Origin of the sequence: Candidatus Accumulibacter vicinus, from assembly GCF_000584955.1 — a bacterium.
Lineage (GTDB): Bacteria > Pseudomonadota > Gammaproteobacteria > Burkholderiales > Rhodocyclaceae > Accumulibacter > Accumulibacter vicinus.
Map to the genome: position 1 here is coordinate 133,895 of NZ_JDSS02000024.1, position 16,508 is coordinate 150,402.

At 60.9% G+C, this 16,508-nt stretch carries 18 protein-coding genes; 7 read left to right on the forward strand and 11 right to left on the reverse strand.

Annotated elements, in window-relative coordinates; genetic code table 11:
- Nucleotides 1–276, reverse strand: a 276-nt coding sequence (locus CAPSK01_RS11190; RefSeq protein ID WP_273703588.1) for an ISAs1 family transposase, incomplete at its 3' end; no start/stop codon positions are given.
- A 161-nt stretch (nucleotides 277–437) separates the two neighbouring features.
- Here CAPSK01_RS11190 and CAPSK01_RS11195 point away from each other — a divergent pair.
- The 7 genes from CAPSK01_RS11195 to CAPSK01_RS11225 all read left to right on the forward strand — a co-directional run bounded on the left by CAPSK01_RS11195 (nucleotide 438) and on the right by CAPSK01_RS11225 (nucleotide 8,110).
- Nucleotides 438–1,670: an ATP-binding protein gene (locus CAPSK01_RS11195; protein ID WP_273703529.1), complete on the forward strand. Its 1,233-nt coding sequence runs from the start codon at nucleotides 438–440 to the stop codon at nucleotides 1,668–1,670.
- Entirely contained in the window at nucleotides 1,667–3,475 is a 1,809-nt protein-coding gene (locus tag CAPSK01_RS11200) for a thiamine pyrophosphate-binding protein (protein WP_034926336.1), read from the forward strand. Before CAPSK01_RS11195 ends, CAPSK01_RS11200 begins: the two co-directional genes overlap by 4 nt.
- Before the next feature lie 86 nt (nucleotides 3,476–3,561).
- Nucleotides 3,562–3,798 carry a type II toxin-antitoxin system prevent-host-death family antitoxin gene (locus CAPSK01_RS11205; protein ID WP_034926339.1) on the forward strand — a complete coding sequence of 79 codons (237 nt, stop codon included), beginning with the start codon at nucleotides 3,562–3,564 and terminating at the stop codon, nucleotides 3,796–3,798.
- Nucleotides 3,795–4,229 carry a type II toxin-antitoxin system VapC family toxin gene (locus CAPSK01_RS11210; protein WP_273703530.1) on the forward strand — a complete coding sequence of 145 codons (435 nt, stop codon included), beginning with the start codon at nucleotides 3,795–3,797 and terminating at the stop codon, nucleotides 4,227–4,229. Before CAPSK01_RS11205 ends, CAPSK01_RS11210 begins: the two co-directional genes overlap by 4 nt.
- Nucleotides 4,230–4,429: 200 nt before the next feature.
- A complete protein-coding gene (locus CAPSK01_RS11215; protein WP_273703531.1) occupies nucleotides 4,430–5,557 on the forward strand; it encodes an N-acetylneuraminate synthase family protein in 1,128 nt (375 codons plus the stop codon).
- Nucleotides 5,558–5,592: 35 nt separating this feature from the next.
- The gene (locus tag CAPSK01_RS11220) at nucleotides 5,593–6,540 is read left to right on the forward strand and encodes a glycosyltransferase family 2 protein (protein ID WP_034926342.1); all 948 of its coding nucleotides are present in this window, start codon (nucleotides 5,593–5,595) and stop codon (nucleotides 6,538–6,540) included.
- A 100-nt stretch (nucleotides 6,541–6,640) separates the two neighbouring features.
- Entirely contained in the window at nucleotides 6,641–8,110 is a 1,470-nt protein-coding gene (locus CAPSK01_RS11225) for a hypothetical protein (protein ID WP_273703532.1), read from the forward strand.
- Between the two features lie 14 nt (nucleotides 8,111–8,124).
- Here the strand turns inward: CAPSK01_RS11225 and CAPSK01_RS22735 are convergent, their stop codons facing one another.
- The 10 genes from CAPSK01_RS22735 to CAPSK01_RS11270 all read right to left on the reverse strand — a co-directional run.
- Nucleotides 8,125–10,059 (reverse strand): tetratricopeptide repeat protein, encoded by a 1,935-nt coding sequence (locus CAPSK01_RS22735; RefSeq protein ID WP_273703533.1) that lies wholly within the window; start codon nucleotides 10,057–10,059, stop codon nucleotides 8,125–8,127.
- On the reverse strand, nucleotides 10,056–10,952 hold the full coding sequence (locus CAPSK01_RS11235; RefSeq protein ID WP_273703534.1) for an ABC transporter ATP-binding protein: 897 nt from the start codon (nucleotides 10,950–10,952) through the stop codon (nucleotides 10,056–10,058). Before CAPSK01_RS11235 ends, CAPSK01_RS22735 begins: the two co-directional genes overlap by 4 nt.
- A complete protein-coding gene (locus tag CAPSK01_RS11240) occupies nucleotides 10,949–11,788 on the reverse strand; it encodes a hypothetical protein (RefSeq protein WP_273703535.1) in 840 nt (279 codons plus the stop codon). The genes CAPSK01_RS11235 and CAPSK01_RS11240 overlap by 4 nt, the downstream gene beginning before the upstream one ends.
- A complete protein-coding gene (locus tag CAPSK01_RS11245) occupies nucleotides 11,788–12,591 on the reverse strand; it encodes a hypothetical protein (protein WP_034926349.1) in 804 nt (267 codons plus the stop codon). The genes CAPSK01_RS11240 and CAPSK01_RS11245 overlap by 1 nt, the downstream gene beginning before the upstream one ends.
- A gap of 66 nt (nucleotides 12,592–12,657) precedes the next feature.
- Nucleotides 12,658–13,035 (reverse strand): hypothetical protein, encoded by a 378-nt coding sequence (locus CAPSK01_RS22740; RefSeq protein ID WP_273703536.1) that lies wholly within the window; start codon nucleotides 13,033–13,035, stop codon nucleotides 12,658–12,660.
- 25 nt (nucleotides 13,036–13,060) lie between these two features.
- Nucleotides 13,061–13,243, reverse strand: coding sequence for a prepilin-type N-terminal cleavage/methylation domain-containing protein (locus tag CAPSK01_RS11250; RefSeq protein ID WP_034926352.1), 183 nt, complete (start codon nucleotides 13,241–13,243; stop codon nucleotides 13,061–13,063).
- A 302-nt stretch (nucleotides 13,244–13,545) separates the two neighbouring features.
- Nucleotides 13,546–13,728, reverse strand: coding sequence for a prepilin-type N-terminal cleavage/methylation domain-containing protein (locus tag CAPSK01_RS11255; RefSeq protein WP_034926354.1), 183 nt, complete (start codon nucleotides 13,726–13,728; stop codon nucleotides 13,546–13,548).
- 168 nt (nucleotides 13,729–13,896) lie between these two features.
- A complete protein-coding gene (locus CAPSK01_RS11260) occupies nucleotides 13,897–14,901 on the reverse strand; it encodes an IS630 family transposase (protein WP_273703537.1) in 1,005 nt (334 codons plus the stop codon).
- A gap of 263 nt (nucleotides 14,902–15,164) precedes the next feature.
- On the reverse strand, nucleotides 15,165–15,806 hold the full coding sequence (locus CAPSK01_RS11265; protein WP_034926739.1) for a glutathione S-transferase family protein: 642 nt from the start codon (nucleotides 15,804–15,806) through the stop codon (nucleotides 15,165–15,167).
- Between the two features lie 138 nt (nucleotides 15,807–15,944).
- The coding region (locus CAPSK01_RS11270; RefSeq protein ID WP_034926359.1) for a biotin/lipoyl-containing protein at nucleotides 15,945–16,508 on the reverse strand (564 nt) is incomplete at its 5' end.

A 16,508-nucleotide genomic window follows, 5' to 3' on the forward strand; every position in this document is an offset into this window, starting at 1 on the left:
GAACTCGCGAATCGCCTCGGCCAGGTTCTTCTGGTTGTCCTTGACCTGCAAGACGTAATCCCCGCCGCGAGCGACGATCTTTTCGGCCAGTTCGGTCTGGCAACCCAGCGCATCCATGGTGACAATGCATCCCTTCAAGATCAGCACATCAAGCAGCCCCTTCATCCCCGCCAGTTCGTGTCCCTTGCCGCAGGTGCCTTCCTGCGCGAGGCATAGGCCGCTTTGCACGGCGTACGCCGTGACCATATCCGAAGATCGCGTTTTCTTATTTGTCAGTGACCGTCGCCAGCGAAATCACGATCGGCGCGATCCGGGTGTGTCTAAACTTCAGATAAATAACTGACCGCAAACGAATATTCTCAATTGGTTACGACATTTGCGTAAGCGACTGCCCTGTATTGGACTTGTTATCCGATATTTCATGGTAAATTTCGGATATGCTTCCGCGCCCTGTTCACCTTGCCCAACTGCTTCAGCGCTTGGGCCAATTCCCGGTGGTTGCTCTCCTTGGCGCACGCCAGGTTGGAAAAACCACCCTGGCACGGCAGCTTGCGGCCAGCTGGGATGGCCCGGTCAAGCATTTTGATCTTGAAGATCCCGACGATCAGGCGCGACTTTCCGATCCTGCTTTCGCGCTACGTCCACTGACCGGCCTGGTCGTTCTGGACGAAATCCAGACACGGCCGGATCTTTTCCCGCTGTTGCGGGTTCTCGCTGACCGCCCCGAGACACCGGCACGCTTCCTGATTCTGGGCTGCGCCTCACCGGAACTGGTGCGGCGTGCTGCCGAGAGTCTGGCAGGCCGCGTCACATTTCGGGAACTGGACGGTTTTGGACTCGCTGAACTGGCTGCCGCAAGCCGCTTGGGGGCCATCGACCCCGGCTGGCTCGACAGCCGCTGGCTGCGCGGTGGCTTCCCACGTGCATTGCTGGCCAATGACCTCCCGACCAGCCGCGAATGGCGAGACGCGTTCATTCGCACCTATCTGGAACGTGATCTGCCGCAACTCGGCATCCATCTGCCGGCACTGACCTTGCGCCGCTTCTGGACCATGCTGGCACACCATCACGGCCAAACGTGGAACAGCAGTGAAATCGCCCGCTCGCTCGGGGTCAGCGACAAGACCGTCAACCGGTATCTGGATGCCCTTGAAGGCACGTCCATGGCTCATCGGCTTTCGCCCTGGCACACCAATCTGGGCAAGCGCGAAGTGAAGGCAGCCAAGGTTTATGTCTCCGATACGGGCATTCTGCACAGTCTCCTGAGGATCGCCGATGCCGACGCCTTGCTCGCTCATCCCAAGTGCGGCGCGTCCTGGGAAGGACTGATTGTGCGCGAGATCATTCGCCGCAGCGGTGCACGTCGGGGCGAAGCCTATTTCTGGGGTGTCCATACCGGCGCCAAACTGGACTTGCTCATCCTCCGGAATGGCCAGGGCGTGGGCTTTGAAATCAAGCTCACTCGCTCCCCCAAGGTCACCGCCGCGATGCGATCCGCTCGCGAGGTACTGAACCTGGAGCAGCTTTATGTCGTCTGCCACGGGGAAGGCGCGCCTTGGCCGCTTAGCGATGGGATGACTGCGGTCCCGGTGGCCAGTCTCGATGCCTGCGTGACAGACTCCAGGAGTACTGCGCCTTTGGTCATCCCCACGAATCAGACCTGCCCATGATGACCGTAGCCACTTACCTGGCTCAATCCATGGCCGATCACGGCCACCGCCATGTCTTCCTTGTCACCGGTGGCGGGGCGATGTTCCTGAATGATGCACTCTGTCATCATCCCGACATCACGCCCGTGTTTTTCCACCACGAACAGGCGGCCGCGATGGCCGCCGAAGCCTACGCCCGCATCGCCGGCAAGCCGGCCATCCTCAACGTCACCACCGGTCCCGGCGGAATCAACGCGATCAATGGCGTCTTCGGCGCCTGGACCGACTCGGTACCGATGGTGATCTTCTCGGGCCAGGTCAAGCGTGCCACCTGTCTGGCGACGACACCGGTTCGCGGCCTGCGTCAATTGGGCGACCAGGAAAGCGAAATCATCCCGATGGTGCGTGGTATCACCAAGTACGCGTCGATTGTCGACTCGCCCGATGACCTCGCCTGGCATCTCGATCAGGCGCTGCACCTCGCGACTTCGGGCCGACCCGGCCCGGTCTGGCTCGATATCCCGATCGACGTGCAGAGCGCGAAGGTGGAACCGGCCGGCATGCGTCGCTTCGTTCCTCCGCAAGAACCTGGCCACAGGGTTTCTGATGTCGAGCTGGACGCTTTGATCAAGCGGCTGGGCCAGGCCCGCCGCCCGGTCATTCTCGCCGGAACCGGCGTACGTGCGGCGCATGCGAACGAGGAGTTCTCGATGGTGATTCACCGCCTCGGCATCCCGGTGACGACGGCCTGGACCCACGATCTGATCGCCACCGACGACCCGCTGTTCTGCGGTCGCCCCGGCACCATCGGTACCCGCGCCGGCAATTTCACGGTACAAAATGCGGACCTCTTGCTGGTCCTCGGCAGCCGCCTCAATATCCGCCAGGTGAGCTACAACTGGCCGGGTTTTGCAGCACGCGCTTTCAAGATCCAGGTCGACATCGACGCCGCAGAACTGGAAAAGCCACTGGTCCGGCCCGACCTCGCGATCTGCTGCGACCTCCGCGATTTCCTTGTGGCGCTGAACGCGCAGCTCGCCGAGAGGCCGCTGCCACGCAACCCCGAGCACGAACGCTGGCTCGCCTGGTGCCGGCAACGCTTCTTTGCTTACCCGGCGGTGTTGCCGAAGCACCGCGAGTTCAGGGGCCGGATCAATCCCTACCACTTCGTCGAGGCGCTTTTCGACTGCCTCGACGAAGACGACATCGTCGCCTGCGGCAACGCCAGCGCAACCATCCTCCCGTTCCAGGCCGGCGCGATCAAGCACGGTATGCGCATGTTCTCGAACTCGGGCAGCGCATCGATGGGCTACGACCTGCCGGCAGCGATCGGCGCCTACTTCGGCGCGGTCGCCAGCCGCGGCAGGCAAGGCCGCGTCGTCTGCCTCGCCGGTGACGGCAGCATCATGATGAACCTGCAGGAACTCCAGACGATTGCCCAGCATCGCTTGCCGATCAAGATCTTCGTGCTCGACAACCACGGCTACCTGTCGATACGCAGTTCGCAGACGAACTTCTTCCGGCGTGTGGCCGGCGCAGACCCTGACTCGGGCGTTTCACTGCCCGACTTCGTCGCCATCGCCACCGCCTTCGCGATTCCGGCGTCACGCCTTGACTCGGCTGACTTCGCCGAGCGGCTTCCGACACTCCTCGACGCACCCGGCCCACATTTATGCCAGGTCGTGCTCGACGAGACGCAGCAGTTCGAACCCCGGATGAGTTCGCGCCAACTTGACGATGGCAGCATCGTCTCGGCGCCGCTCGAGGACATGTACCCCTTTCTCGAACCCGCGGAATTGGCCCGTAACATGCTTTCCAATTCATGATCCCCGGCCTCCAGCCGTACCGTCTTGCCGGAACCTCAACAATCGCCTAATATGACCATTTTATTAGTCACAACAGGGTGGATAGCATGCGAACCGTAAGTCTGGCCGAAGCAAAAGCACATCTCAGCGAATTACTGAATACGGTGGAAGCTGGCGAAGAATTCGTCATCACCCGCCATGGTCGCGCCGTTGCCCGGGTATCACCAGCCGAGAAAACGAAACAGCCTCTTCCGATCAAACAATTGGCCACTTTACGCAAGACGGTGCCCGCCTGGACCGAGCCGAGTGCAGGCATCGTGCGCCAATTGCGGGATGCCGAATGATTTATCTGGATACCAGCTTCCTCACCCCGCTGTTTCGCGAAGAGCCGGTCTCGGAGTGTATCGAGAGTTTTCTGGCTGCAGTACCCGCAGGTACGCTTGCCATCAGCCAATGGACGCGTGTTGAGTTCGCCAGTGTCATCGCTCGCGATGTACGCATGAAAACCCTGGACGCGGTAAGCGCGCATAAACTCATCGATGCTTTCGATTCGCTCGCTGACCATTCGCTCCACGTATTGGTCGCTGTGGCTGCGGATTTTGATCTAGCACACGACTTCGTTGCCGAGTTCGCGACCCAGCTTCGCGGCCCGGATGCGCTGCACATCGCGATTGCGCACAATCATGGTATTGAAGAAATCCTGACGCTCGATGATGGTCTGATCTTCGCTACGACAAAGCTCAAGATAAAAGCAAGACGAGGAATTCCCGCATAGCCCGCAGCGAATCGCCCTTAAAAGAATGCCCGTGATACTCATGTAAAAACCATGGAAGCGCGAGTGGAAGCACCTTGTTCGGCTACACCTCGCTCGCGATTGCGGGCTGAATGTACTCCTCGCAGACGCCTCGGCCGCTCTTTGCATCGCGCCTTCTCCTTGCATGCGCACGACAAACCGGCTCCGAATATGCTAGATTGATGCTTCCTCCCTTCACCCGCCAGACCATGAGCCATTCGCAGCAGTCGCAAGCTTCGGAGATTTTTGAAGACCTGTTCGTCCTCGAACTGGCAAACAACCACCAGGGCCGTCTTGAACGCGGATTGCGGATCGTCACCGACTTTTCGCGAATTGTCCGCTTCAACAATGTCAAGGCGGCGATCAAGCTTCAGTTCCGCGATGTCGAAGCCTTCATCCACAAGGAGTTCCGCGAACGCACGGATATCCGCTACATCCGGCGAACGCTCGACAGCCGCCTCTCCAAGGCGGAGTATGCCAGGCTCACGACGGCCATCCGGCAGGCCGGTTGCATCCCGATGGCGACGCCATTCGACGAGGTTTCGGTGGACCTGTGCGTCGAACTGGGCGTCGAGATCATCAAGATCGCCAGTTCCGACATCAACGACTGGGTGCTGATCGAAAAGATCGCCAGCACCAAGCGTCCGGTGATCGCATCCACCGGCGGTTCGTCATTGAAAGATGTCGACGATCTCGTCAAGTTCTTCAACCGGCGCGGAATTCCGCTGGCGATCAATCATTGCGTCTCGCTTTACCCGTCCGAGAACCACGAAATCGAGCTGAACCAGGTGGACTTCCTGCGCCGACGTTATCCACACAACGTGATCGGCTTTTCCACACACGAACATCGGGATTGGCAGACCTCGATTGCCATCGCCTATGCCAAGGGCGCCCGTACCTTTGAACGGCATATCGACATCGCCACTGACGGCAGCCCGGTCGCCGCGTATTGCAGCTTGCCTCATCAGATCGACCAGTGGTTCAGGGCGCATCGGCGGGTCGTCGAAATGTGCGGCGCACCGGGTACCCAGAAGCGCATTCCGCCCAGCCAGGAAATCGCCTATCTCAACGCCCTGGTCCGCGGGGTCTATGCCCGACGGGATCTCCGACAAGGACATGCGCTCGGTGACGAAGACGTCTACCTCGCGATTCCCCTGCAGAAAGGTCAGATCTCCTGCCGCGAACTGATGCGTGGCGAGCTGTTGCTGCGCGACGTCGCGGCGGACGGCGCGATCCTGATCGACATGATCGACAGCCCCTACGCCGACAATGAGCAGCTCAAGGCCCTCATCTATCAACGCGGACTCTGACCGGATCAGGCGATGTTTCGGCACGATCTGACCCAATGAAACTGATCAGCATCGTGACCGGCTGTTTCAACGAGGAAGACAACGTTGAAGAACTGCATGCGCGTATTCGCGCACAACTCGAACGGCTCCCTGCTTATGACTACGAGCACATCTTCATCGATAACGCATCGACCGACGGCACCGTCCGTAAAATCAAGGCGATGGCGGCGCTGGACAGGCGCGTCAAACTGATCGTCAACACCCGTAATTTCGGCCACATTCGATCACCGATCCATGCCCTGCTGCAGGCACGTGGCGACGCTGTCATTGCTATGGCGTCGGATCTGCAGGAACCACCGGAACTGATTGCCGAATTCGTCAACAAGTGGGAACAAGGCTATCGCATCGTCGCAGGGGTGAAGCCGCGCAGCCAGCAGAGCCCTTTCATGTCCTTCGTTCGCCGCTCATTCTATGCGACGATCGGCAGAATCGCGGACACCCGGCTGATCCCCAACTTCACCGGATTTGGGCTATACGACCGATCCGTCGTCGAAATCATCCGCCAGATGGACGATCCGTACCCCTACTTTCGCGGCATGATCGCCGATATCGGCTTCGAACATGCGGAGGTGCCGTTCGTCCAGCCTCGGCGTGTCCGCGGCATCAGCAAGAATAACTTCTATACGCTGTACGACATGGCGATACTCGGTATCACCAGTCACTCGAAGGTGCCGATACGTCTGGCGACCATGGCTGGATTCGCCCTTTCTGCTCTCAGCCTGCTGGTAGCGATTGTCTACCTGGTCTACAAGCTGGTTCGTTGGGAGCAGTTCTCGGTCGGTGTCGCGCCGGTGGTCATTGGTTTCTTCTTCTTCGCCTCGGTGCAGCTTTTCTTCATCGGCATCCTGGGCGAATACATCGCCGCGATTCACACGCAGGTGTTGAAGCGGCCTTTGGTGGTTGAAAAGGAACGTGTCAACTTCGATGCCTCCCCTCCCGCTTGATGGCGCGCGATCGGAAGGTTCGCGCGGATCGGCGACCAGGACGCTCCTCACCCGCCTGTTATCACACGACCGGGTTCACTCCGTCCGGCCGCTTGATTCATTGTCGATCGCCGTTCTCGCCTACCTTGCCCTGCCCAACTTCATCTTTTTTATCGGTTGGCTACGCTGGCCATTCGCCCTCTTCTTTTCATTGCTGCTGGCGTGTTCATTCGGCACTGCGATTGACTGGCGTCAGGTCGTCTGGCGATGGCCCTGCCGCAGATCGGTAGGCCTGACTCTGGTCACTGCCGCGCTGGTCTGGTGTGCATTTGGCGGCGCAGGGCATTTCGTCGCCGCCTCCATTGACTGGCAGACGCGCGATGCCGTTCTCGGGGATCTGACCTATGGCGACTGGCCGGTCTCCTATGCCTTCAGGGAGGGTGTTCACTACATCCTCCGCTCGGCGATCGGGTACTTCCTGCCGGCAGCACTACTTGCGAAGGCGTTGGGGATCCAGGTCGTGGATCTGGCGCTGTATTTGTGGACCGCCCTGGGCACAGCCCTTTTTCTACTCAGCCTGCCGCTGCCGCAGCGATTCGGTTTGCGGCTGCTGCTGCTGTTGCTCCTGGTCGTGCTCTTCAGCGGCATGGACTTGCTCGGTGCGCTGACCTACTGGGGAGAATGGCCAGAGTTCCCGGTCCGGCTTGAGTGGTGGACCCGGTTCAGTTACCCCTCGCTTTCGGGGCAGCTCTTCTGGGCACCGAATCATGCCCTGCCGATCTGGCTGGGAGCCGCCCTTTTCTATCGGCACTGGCAAAACCCTGCATTTCTGCCGTTTGCCTTGCTTCTCGGCGCGCTGCTGCTCCTGTGGACACCCTTTGCGCTGCTGGGCCTCGCCCCTTTTTTCCTGCTCGGCGTACTGCAGTATGGCGTCTCCCGAAACCAGCGAATCTCCCTGACGCCGCTGATGACCACGATCCTTGTCATGGCCTGGATGGGCCGTTTCCTGACCCTGAACATCGACGAAATACCGGCCACCAGCAGTCTCCAGCAAGCGGGAACTGCCAAGGGGTTTCTGTCGAGCTACCTGGTGTTCGTCCTGCTGGAATTCGGCGCACTGTCGCTGCTCCTGGCATCGCGGCTACGGCATTCGCACGGCATCCTGTGGATCTCGATGGCCACTCTGGGTTTGCTGCCGCTATGGGTGTTCGGCCCTTCCAACGACCTGCTGCTGCGGGTTTCGACACCCTCGCTGATCATGCTGCTGATCCTGACGCTGACCCTCTTTCAGCCCGGCAACAGCCCGCCTGCCGAAGGCTCCAGACCCTGGCTGATTGTCGTCATGCTGAGCATCGGTGCCTTTACCCCATTCCATGAATTCGGTCGTGCGGTGATTGTGCGGCGCTGGCTACCGAATTATGAACGCACCCTGGTCGACCAGCAGCACGGATCATTCCCGCCACACTACATCGGCCGACTCGATCGGGCGGACGTGCGACTGCTCCTCCGCGATCCGGCCATTGTTCCAGGCCATGCCCAGCGCCGGGCGGGTCACCACTCACGGTCATGGCTGATGCAGGGCCCCCCCTGATACGCGGCCGGCGATCAGATCACCGGCGTCCTGGCGCCCTGCAGATGGTTGTTCCACATCCGGAAATACACCTTTTCCAGCGAGCCAACAAAACCCGGCATGTCGAAGAGCGCACAGTGCCGCCTGTTTTCGGCCAGTCTCGCCCGCAGCGCGTGCAGGCGCGAGGGGTGACGAACCAGTGCCAGGGCAAGCTGATGGTACTCATCGGGAGAAGTGGTGATCAACTCTTCGAGGCCGGAGGCGCGCAGCAGGCTGGCCCCCACTCGTCCGGGAAAAGTGTCCCCAAGCAGCGCGACCATCGGGACCCCCGCCCACAGGACATCGAGCCCGGTCGAATGCGAATTGTACGGAAACGGATCGAGCGCCAGATCGGCCAGTTGCAGGCGCGACAGATGGTCCGCCCGAGCCTCGACTCGCGGCGCAAAAATCAGCCTTGCCGGGTCAACGCCGCGGATTTCGAATTCCTTGCGCAAGCGATCCTGTGCAGTACCTCCCGGTTGACTCAACCACAGGCAGCTCTCCCCCGTGTCCAACAGGAGCCGGCACCAGAGGTCGAAGACCTGCGGGTTGAACTTGTAGCTGTTGTTGAACGAGCAGAAAACAAAACCCTCGTCCGGCAACCCGGCGGCAAGTCGCGACGGCGGCGGATTCAGGGCGATCGAGGTGTCCGCCGGCAGATAGCAGTTCGGCAGATGAGCGAGCGTCTCGGTATAGCAGTGCGCGTGCTGCAAGGGCGTCACCACCGGATCGCCAAGCAGATAGTCGGCCAGTTTCGGATGCCCGGTGGTGCCGGCATAACCCAGCCAGGTGACCTGCACCGGGGCACCGCGAAGCGCCAGCGCCTCGAGGCGCCCGTCGGCAGTCCAGCCATTGAGATCGACCAGGATGTCGATCGCATCTGCACGGACACGGTCCGCGGTCTCGATCACGCTGCAGTCCCGCAAATCGACGAAATGATCGAAGGCTGCGCTCAGGCGCTTCCTGATCTCGCTGTGATCATCGATACCGATCGAATACCCGAACACTTCGACCTTCGATCGATCGTGTAGCTCGATGACCTGCGGCATGATCTGCCCGACCGGATGCGTCTTGTAATCGGCAGACAGATAGCCGATCCGCAGTCGCGAGCCCGGCCCGATCCGGCTCACTGACCAACGATGTTCCGGGGCATCGAGCACACTCGCCGGGATGCTGTGGCAAGCGAAGTTTGCGGCGACCCGGAGCTGTTCTTCGGCACTGACGTTGGGAAAAGACAAGACGACAAAAGGGTTGCACGTCGGTAAGCGATAGTCTGCAGTCAAGGAGCGGAGCGTTAGCAGCCGGGCTTCCAGTTCCTCCCAGTCGCATCTCTTGAGGCTGGCGGAAAGGAGTTGGGACAGAATGGCAGCGTTGCTCTGGTCGTTTTTCCACAGCTCGTTGAAACAGGTCCAGGCTTCGTCGTTGCGATTGCTGGCGAGCAAGGCGCCGGCAAGCTGCTCGATCGCCTCCACATAGTCCCCAGGGTGGTACTCGATGGCCTTGAGGAAATACGGGACGGCTTCGTCCCACTTGCGCATCCTCGCCAGGGCGAAGCCGAAGTTCTTGAGCACCTCGGGGTCGCGGGGCTTGATTTCGAGCGAGCGAGCGAAGCACTGGATCGATTCGTCCCAGCGCATCAGCGCAGAGAGGACTATGCCAAGATTGTTGTGCGCTTCCGGGTCATCGGGATTGCGCTCGAGAGAAAAACGGACGATCGGCCAGGCGGCCTCGAAAAGTCCCTGCCCGATCAAGGCAAAGCCCAGCGCCTTCAAGGCCAGCGGATGACTCGGGCGGCCTTCGAGAATACGGCGTGCCGCCGCTTCCACTTCCGGATACCTGGCGGCTTCGACCAGGCGCATCAGCGCCAGGCACGCCGGGTCCAGCGGCGGACGTCTGACACCGACTGGTGATTTCTTCCGGGAACCCTTCATTGCTGTCCGACCGCACGCATGAAGGCCACCTCCAGGGACAGGCTGGGACGCAGTTCCAGGACCACATGCCCGGCATTCCGCAAGGCTTCGAGGCGTTCCCAGAGATCGGCGCGCGGCACTTCGCCGATCCAGCGCCCGGAAAAATCCTCACGCATCCCGGCCACCGGCGTCTGGCCGAAGGTGCGCACCAGAACCATCTCCTGGTCCCCGCTGAGTTCGGCCGGCGACCGGACCGCGCGCAGGACACCCTGGTGGATCAGGCCGAAGCGATCGGCCAGCCGTTCGACGTCGTGCAGGACATGCGAGGTCAGAAAGAGGGTTCCGCCGCCGCGCTTGTACTCGGTAAGGATATCCACCACATCGCGGCGGCCGATCGGGTCGAGACCCGATAGCGGCTCGTCGAGAATCAACAGCCGCGGACGGATGCACAGCGCCTGGGCGATCGCCACCCGCTGCGTCATTCCCTTGGAAAAGGAACGAATCGCCTTACCTGCCACCTGCGCCAGACCCAGGCGGTCTAGCCAGTTCAGGCAGTGGCTTTGCGGCGCGCTGACCTGCACCCGATGCAGCCGCATGCCCATCGAGAGGATTTCGAGTGGCGTCAGATAGTCGTAGAGATAGGGGTTCTCGGGAACATAGCCCAGGCCCCGGCGAGCCTCCGGCTGCGCAACGGAAGTCCCGAAGATCTGCGCGCTTCCGCGCGTCGCCCGGATCAGCCCCATCAGGATCTTGATCGCCGTCGTCTTGCCGGCGCCATTGGCGCCGATGAAGCCAAAGGCCTCGCCCGGTTCGACGGTCAGCGACACGCCGCCGAGCGCGATCACCGGCGCCGACCGCCACTTTCTCGGATATTTTTTCTCCAGATCATCGATGGCAATCGCGGGCAGCATCATTGGGTACTCGAAGGCGTTGCATTCAACATCGGCCACCCCGAAGCGTCCAGGCCGAAGCCATACCCCAGCGGGTCTTTGGGAAGCTCGGCGAGCAAGCCGCTGCTCACCAGGTCCTGCAATTTTTCCACGCCCCTGCCGTGACGCTCGCGAAAAAGCGTGACGGCGTTCTGCAGTGCCGCCAGATCACGCAGCCGCCTGGCCCTGACCTGCAGGTAGTTGCGGAAAGCCCCCGGCGGAGAGCCTGCGGCCATCGCCTCGACCATTCCCGCCGCATTGGCGGTCTGATAACCCTTCTCGATCCACAGGGCAGCGACATTCTGCAGCGCCCACTCGTCCTGCTGGATCTTGACGCGCGGGACGGCCTGGAGCAGCCACTGCGCGCCGGTCGCCGGGTCCTTGCGAAAATGATAGAACAGGAAACCGTACTGAAACAGCGGGTACCAGTCAAAGGTCCGCGCCTCCGAAGCCTGGCGCAGGACGTATTGCGCCGCATCCAGTTGGCCGTTCCAGGGCAGAATCGCCGCGGCGATGTAGTAATTGTCTTCGTGCGCCGGGTTGAACCAGGCGATGTCGCGCTGCAGCCTGCCCTGCACCGCATAATCCCTGGCATCCATCCGGCCGGTGTCGGCGACCAGCACGCGGAATCCCGCCAGATTGGCCGCCAGGTAACGATCACCCCCGGCCATCAGGACCTGCGCAAAGCGCGGCAGCGAAATCAGCAGCTCGGGGGTAGCCGTCGCACGGGGCAGGCCGGACAAACGCTGCTGCGCCCAGGCATAGACGAATGCCGACAGGACGCCGGCGAGCACGATCATCGCCATCGGTAAACGCCGCATCAGGAAAACTCTCGCCTCGCGAACAGCAGGCTGGCGGCGAGCAGTAACAGGACGATGTACGCGACGGCCATCGTCACCGACCAGAAAATCATCTCGGCACCCGGCGCCAACTGATACATCGACCACTCGCGCCAGTCGAGGCGGGAGAGATCCGGCAGCACCCACTGGATCAACCGGATCAGCGGATCATAGCTCGCGAACAATTTCTCGTCGCCGTCGGCGCCCCGCGAAAGGTAGGCGACGGTCGCCCCCAGGGCCTTGCCGGCGACGGCGAAAGCTGCCCCCAGTGCGAGTGGCAGGACCGAAACGGTGGACAGCGCAGCGATGCACAGGGCGAAGGCCGCCACCACCGCCGCGTCGATCGCCAATCCGGCAACCGTGCTCCAGAAGGGCAAGCCGAGCGCCGGTGGAAATTCCTGACTATAGCCCCCGCCGACCATCGTCACCGCCAGGAGCAGCAGCAGGCCCAGCGCCGTCGCCGCCAGCGCCGACAGGATCAGCACGGCCGCCAGACGCCCGGCCAGGAATGCGCCGCGCGAAACCGGATAGGCCAGCGAGAAGAGGATGACCCGCCGGTCGATCTCGCGGGCGACCAGTTCCTGAACCCAGAACAGGTTGAGCAGGACGAGCGAAAAACGGACCCCCGAGAAGCCGACATCGAGGGCCACGGTCTGCGGCTGCCGTGGCGAGAAGAATCCCGAAAGATAGGCGATGCCGATCAGCAGCACGCCCAGCAGGAAGACCGCGTGGAAGCTTTTTCCGCGCAGGCCGGAACGTAGCCCGGAGAGAGCGAACTCGAGCATGATTGTCAGCCAAAAATAAGGGCGCGCCCTGCGGCACGCCCGCTTTTCTAATCAGCACACCGCGGATCAGGATGTTGATGCAGCGCTTAAAGCGTCGGTCGCATTCGTCATAGTACATGCCCCGGTACAAGGCGTACCGGTTGTACTGCTCACCGCACCGCCTACCGAGCTACCGCCGTAACCCAATTTGCCCTTGGCCGATGCTGCACCCACCCTGTAATAGGTAATGTTATCTTCTCCGGCCATATGAACATTTGCCGAACATTTTGGCGTGAATGTCGCCCTGACGAAAGCGGTACCATCGGTAGCTGCAGTGACTAAGGCGCCGTTCCCGGCTGCATTGACGCCGGAACAAATCGCCGCGGACGCTGCATTGGCGACATTTGCCGAAAGGGAGGTAGCTGCGGCGATCGCAAGCACCGAACCCAGGATGATCTTTTTCATACGAAGTCTCCGATCGAAAATGAGGTTACAGGGTCGAGTTGGCAATAGCCATCGTCAGCAGGTTTCGTGCGTCCGACTGCGCCGCCTTGTCTTCACCTTTCTTGGTGTACTCGGTGAGCTGCGGGATCGCGATCGCGGCCAGGATGCCGATGATCGCCACGACAATCATCAACTCGATCAGGGTAAAACCTTTTTGCAGCTTTTTCATGGTCTCTCGGACTCCTTCCAGTGAGTGCAACGGACAACCCGTTGGGTTCTGTTCAGCATTTTCCATGCCAGGGTGCGAAGCCACGCAAAGAGGTCGTTTCCAGCGAATGTCCGCCCCTGACAACCTTTTTTCGTCACCTGCCTGACAAAAATGGTCAGGCGCAGTATCGGCACCTGACCATCGCATCTTACCGCATGATTTAAAGTGACGAAACATGAACGCGGAGAGTGCGTGTGCGCCTACCTCGTTCAGGCCATCGACATGAACGTACGAAGCGTTTTCCGCCCGGGCGGGCGGAAGAACTAGCCGTTGAAGTGGGCGAGGGCCTGATACAGGAGATGGCGTGCGTCGGACTGCGCAGCCCTGTCCGCAGCCCGTTGCGAGTATTCGGTAAACTGGGGAATTGCGATGGCCGCCAGAATCCCGATGATCACCACCACGATCATCAGCTCGATCAGCGTGAAACCACTTTGCGATCTATTCATGAGGCCCAAAACCTTACGGTGAATTGAATACGACGGGCAATCCCTGGCCTTACTTGAAGCATTTTTCATGCCAGCGCCCGAGCCCACCCAAAGCCCTCTTCTCGGCCAGCGGTGAAACGACGACAGCTCATCAACCTTACCTGCCGGACAATGATCCCCAGTAAGCGGTCAGCAAAAAGTCATCCGACAATCAGAGCCAAAGCCGTCCAGGATTTTACCGACATCTGCCTCAAGCATCTCGGAGGTCCGGGCTTTGAAGGTCATCCACTCATGCTTCATTTTGTGCCAGAGCAGCTCGATGCGGTTCAGCTCCGGACTGTAGGGAGGCAGGAAGATCAGCGTGAGTCCTTGTTGCTTCAGGAGAGCCAGCACAGGCTGGATGGCCTTCGCCTTGTGGATGGAAGCATTGTCCAGAATGACCGTCAGTGGTCCGCCGACGCTTTTCAGGAGCAGACCGAGGAAACCTGCAAATGCGGCTGCAGTCGTGGTTTCCCAGAACATAGCCGAGAACAACGCCCCGGTCGATATCCATGCCGCCAGCACATTCAGGCGTTTGCCACGCTCGGCCGTGATGAGGTGAACTTCCCCTTTTTCGGTCCAAGCGTTTCGATTCGGCTGCGCGTGTGCGAAGCCCGATTCATCTACGTAGGCCAGTTTGATTTCACCCCTCTTTGATTTTTCAACGAGTTCCGCTATTGCTACCTGGGCTTCCCGAAATTTGGCTTCGTCCCGCTTCTTTCTGAGACTGTGCCGGGTTCTCTTCCAGACGTACTTTTTCTCCTTCAAGGCCCTCTGCACCCGCCATACCGATCCCTGTACGCCCTGCTCGTCTGACAGGCGGATCTTCAACTGAGGGGCCGTACAGGCTTCCTCCTTGGCCCAAGCGCAGAGCACCTGCTTGTGGGTTTCCGATAGCTTGCGAGGGGCACCGCTGCGCGGCAGATCGCGCAGCCCCTGGAAGCTTCGAGCCAGCCAGGCATCCCTGTGGCAGGCTACGGTCTCGCGATGGATCCTCTGCTGGGCCACCACGGCATCAATGGACCGTCCCTGATCAAGTAGAAGCACGGTCCGTGCTCGCCGACGTTCGCGCCAGTCGCTGCCACGCTCCTCTATCCACGCCAGCCGGCGGCGTTCCTCCTCTGACAGGGTCACAGTCTTTGCTTGACGGGACATGGCGTGGCTTTCGGGAGCTTGGAGAGGGAGAAGCATACCGGAATAAGTCGGAGAACTTATCCGAAACCGCTTATAACCTGATCAACGGCCACCGTTATGGGGAACGTTGAATCCCCCTGCAACCCGGGCGGGCGGTTCAACGTTCTCTGCAAAAGTTGCGGAACTTTGCGCCCGGCGCGGCATTCAGTGCCTGTGCCGTGCTGGCAGGGAAACTTTCGGGCCGTGGGTGCCCGGTTTCAATGATGAAGGGCAAGGATCTTCACTCATTCGTCGAGCGGCACGGCCTTGAACGCCGGGCTGGCTTCGAGCCTGTCGACCAGCCGGGAGAGTGCGGGATAATCACCCGCTGGCCACTCGTGCGGCAGTACGTAACGAACGAAGCCGATCCCGGCAACCGTGGTGATGTCGGCCTGTGTCAGGCGCCCGCCGACCAGGAAATCGCTGTCCAGTCGTTCTTCGAGGATGTCGAAGGCCTGTCGCATCTGGCCGCGCAGGCGCTTCGTCCACTCGGACCATTGTAACTCGCCCGGGCGTTTGCGTTCGTACTCGATAGCCACCGCTTTCTCGGTGGCAACGATTGCCAGAGCGATCAGTTGCTGTATCTGTCGCCGCTCCGGCCCGCTGCGCGGCGTGAGCGCGGTGATGCCGCGCTCTGCCGCCAGCTCGTCGAGATAGTCGAGGATATACGCGCTCTCATAGAGTTTCTCACCGCTTGGAAGGGTCAGCATCGGCACCTTGAACAAGGGATTGAGTGGCCGCATTGCATCCATGTGCCGGAACACAGACAGAGACAGATGCTCAAAGGGAATCCCGTAGTGGTGCATCGTGACCGCGACGCGACGCACAAAGGGCGAATCGTAAAGACCGAGCAATTGGTGCCGGCCACCTTCCGTCAAATTTGTCATTTTGTAGCGATATCCTTCATCAAACAGGGGCATGACCCAGCGCAGCCCGTCGCTATCCGCAGCGCGATTGCGGATACAGGAAGCCCGCCTGGCGGCGGGCTTTGATGGGTTGGCACGGCCTTTTCAGCGACCGCAGGCCTACTCGAACTCGATGATCACCTGATCGACCGACAGGCTCTCGCCGGGGGTGGCGACGATCTTCTTGACCTTGCAATCGAGTTCGGCCTTGAGGACGTTTTCCATCTTCATCGCCTCGATGACCGCGAGCTTTTCGCCGGCGCTGACCTGCTGTCCGGCGGCAACCGAGACCTCGCGCAGCAGGCCGGGCATCGGCGAGAGCAGGAACTTCGAGAGGTCCGGCGGCAGCTTCTTCGGCATCAGCGCCAGCATGCGCGCAGCATTGGCGGTCATCACCGTGGCCTTGACCTGCTTGCCGAAGTGCACGACGCGATACAAGAGACCGATGCGCTCAAGCTGCAGGCAGATCGGTGTGCCGTTGCACGTACCGCGAAAGACGAGTTCGCCGAACTTCCAGTCGGAAACGAGATCGTAGCGATCGGCCCCGTGCGTCACCGAGTAGCCGCCAGGGATCGGCGTGACGACCACCGGGTAGTCCTTACCCTCCATCTGGACGACCCACTCACTGCCGACCTTGCGCTGGTGGCCCGGCATCTGGCCGCTGACCTGGACCGCGCGATCGAT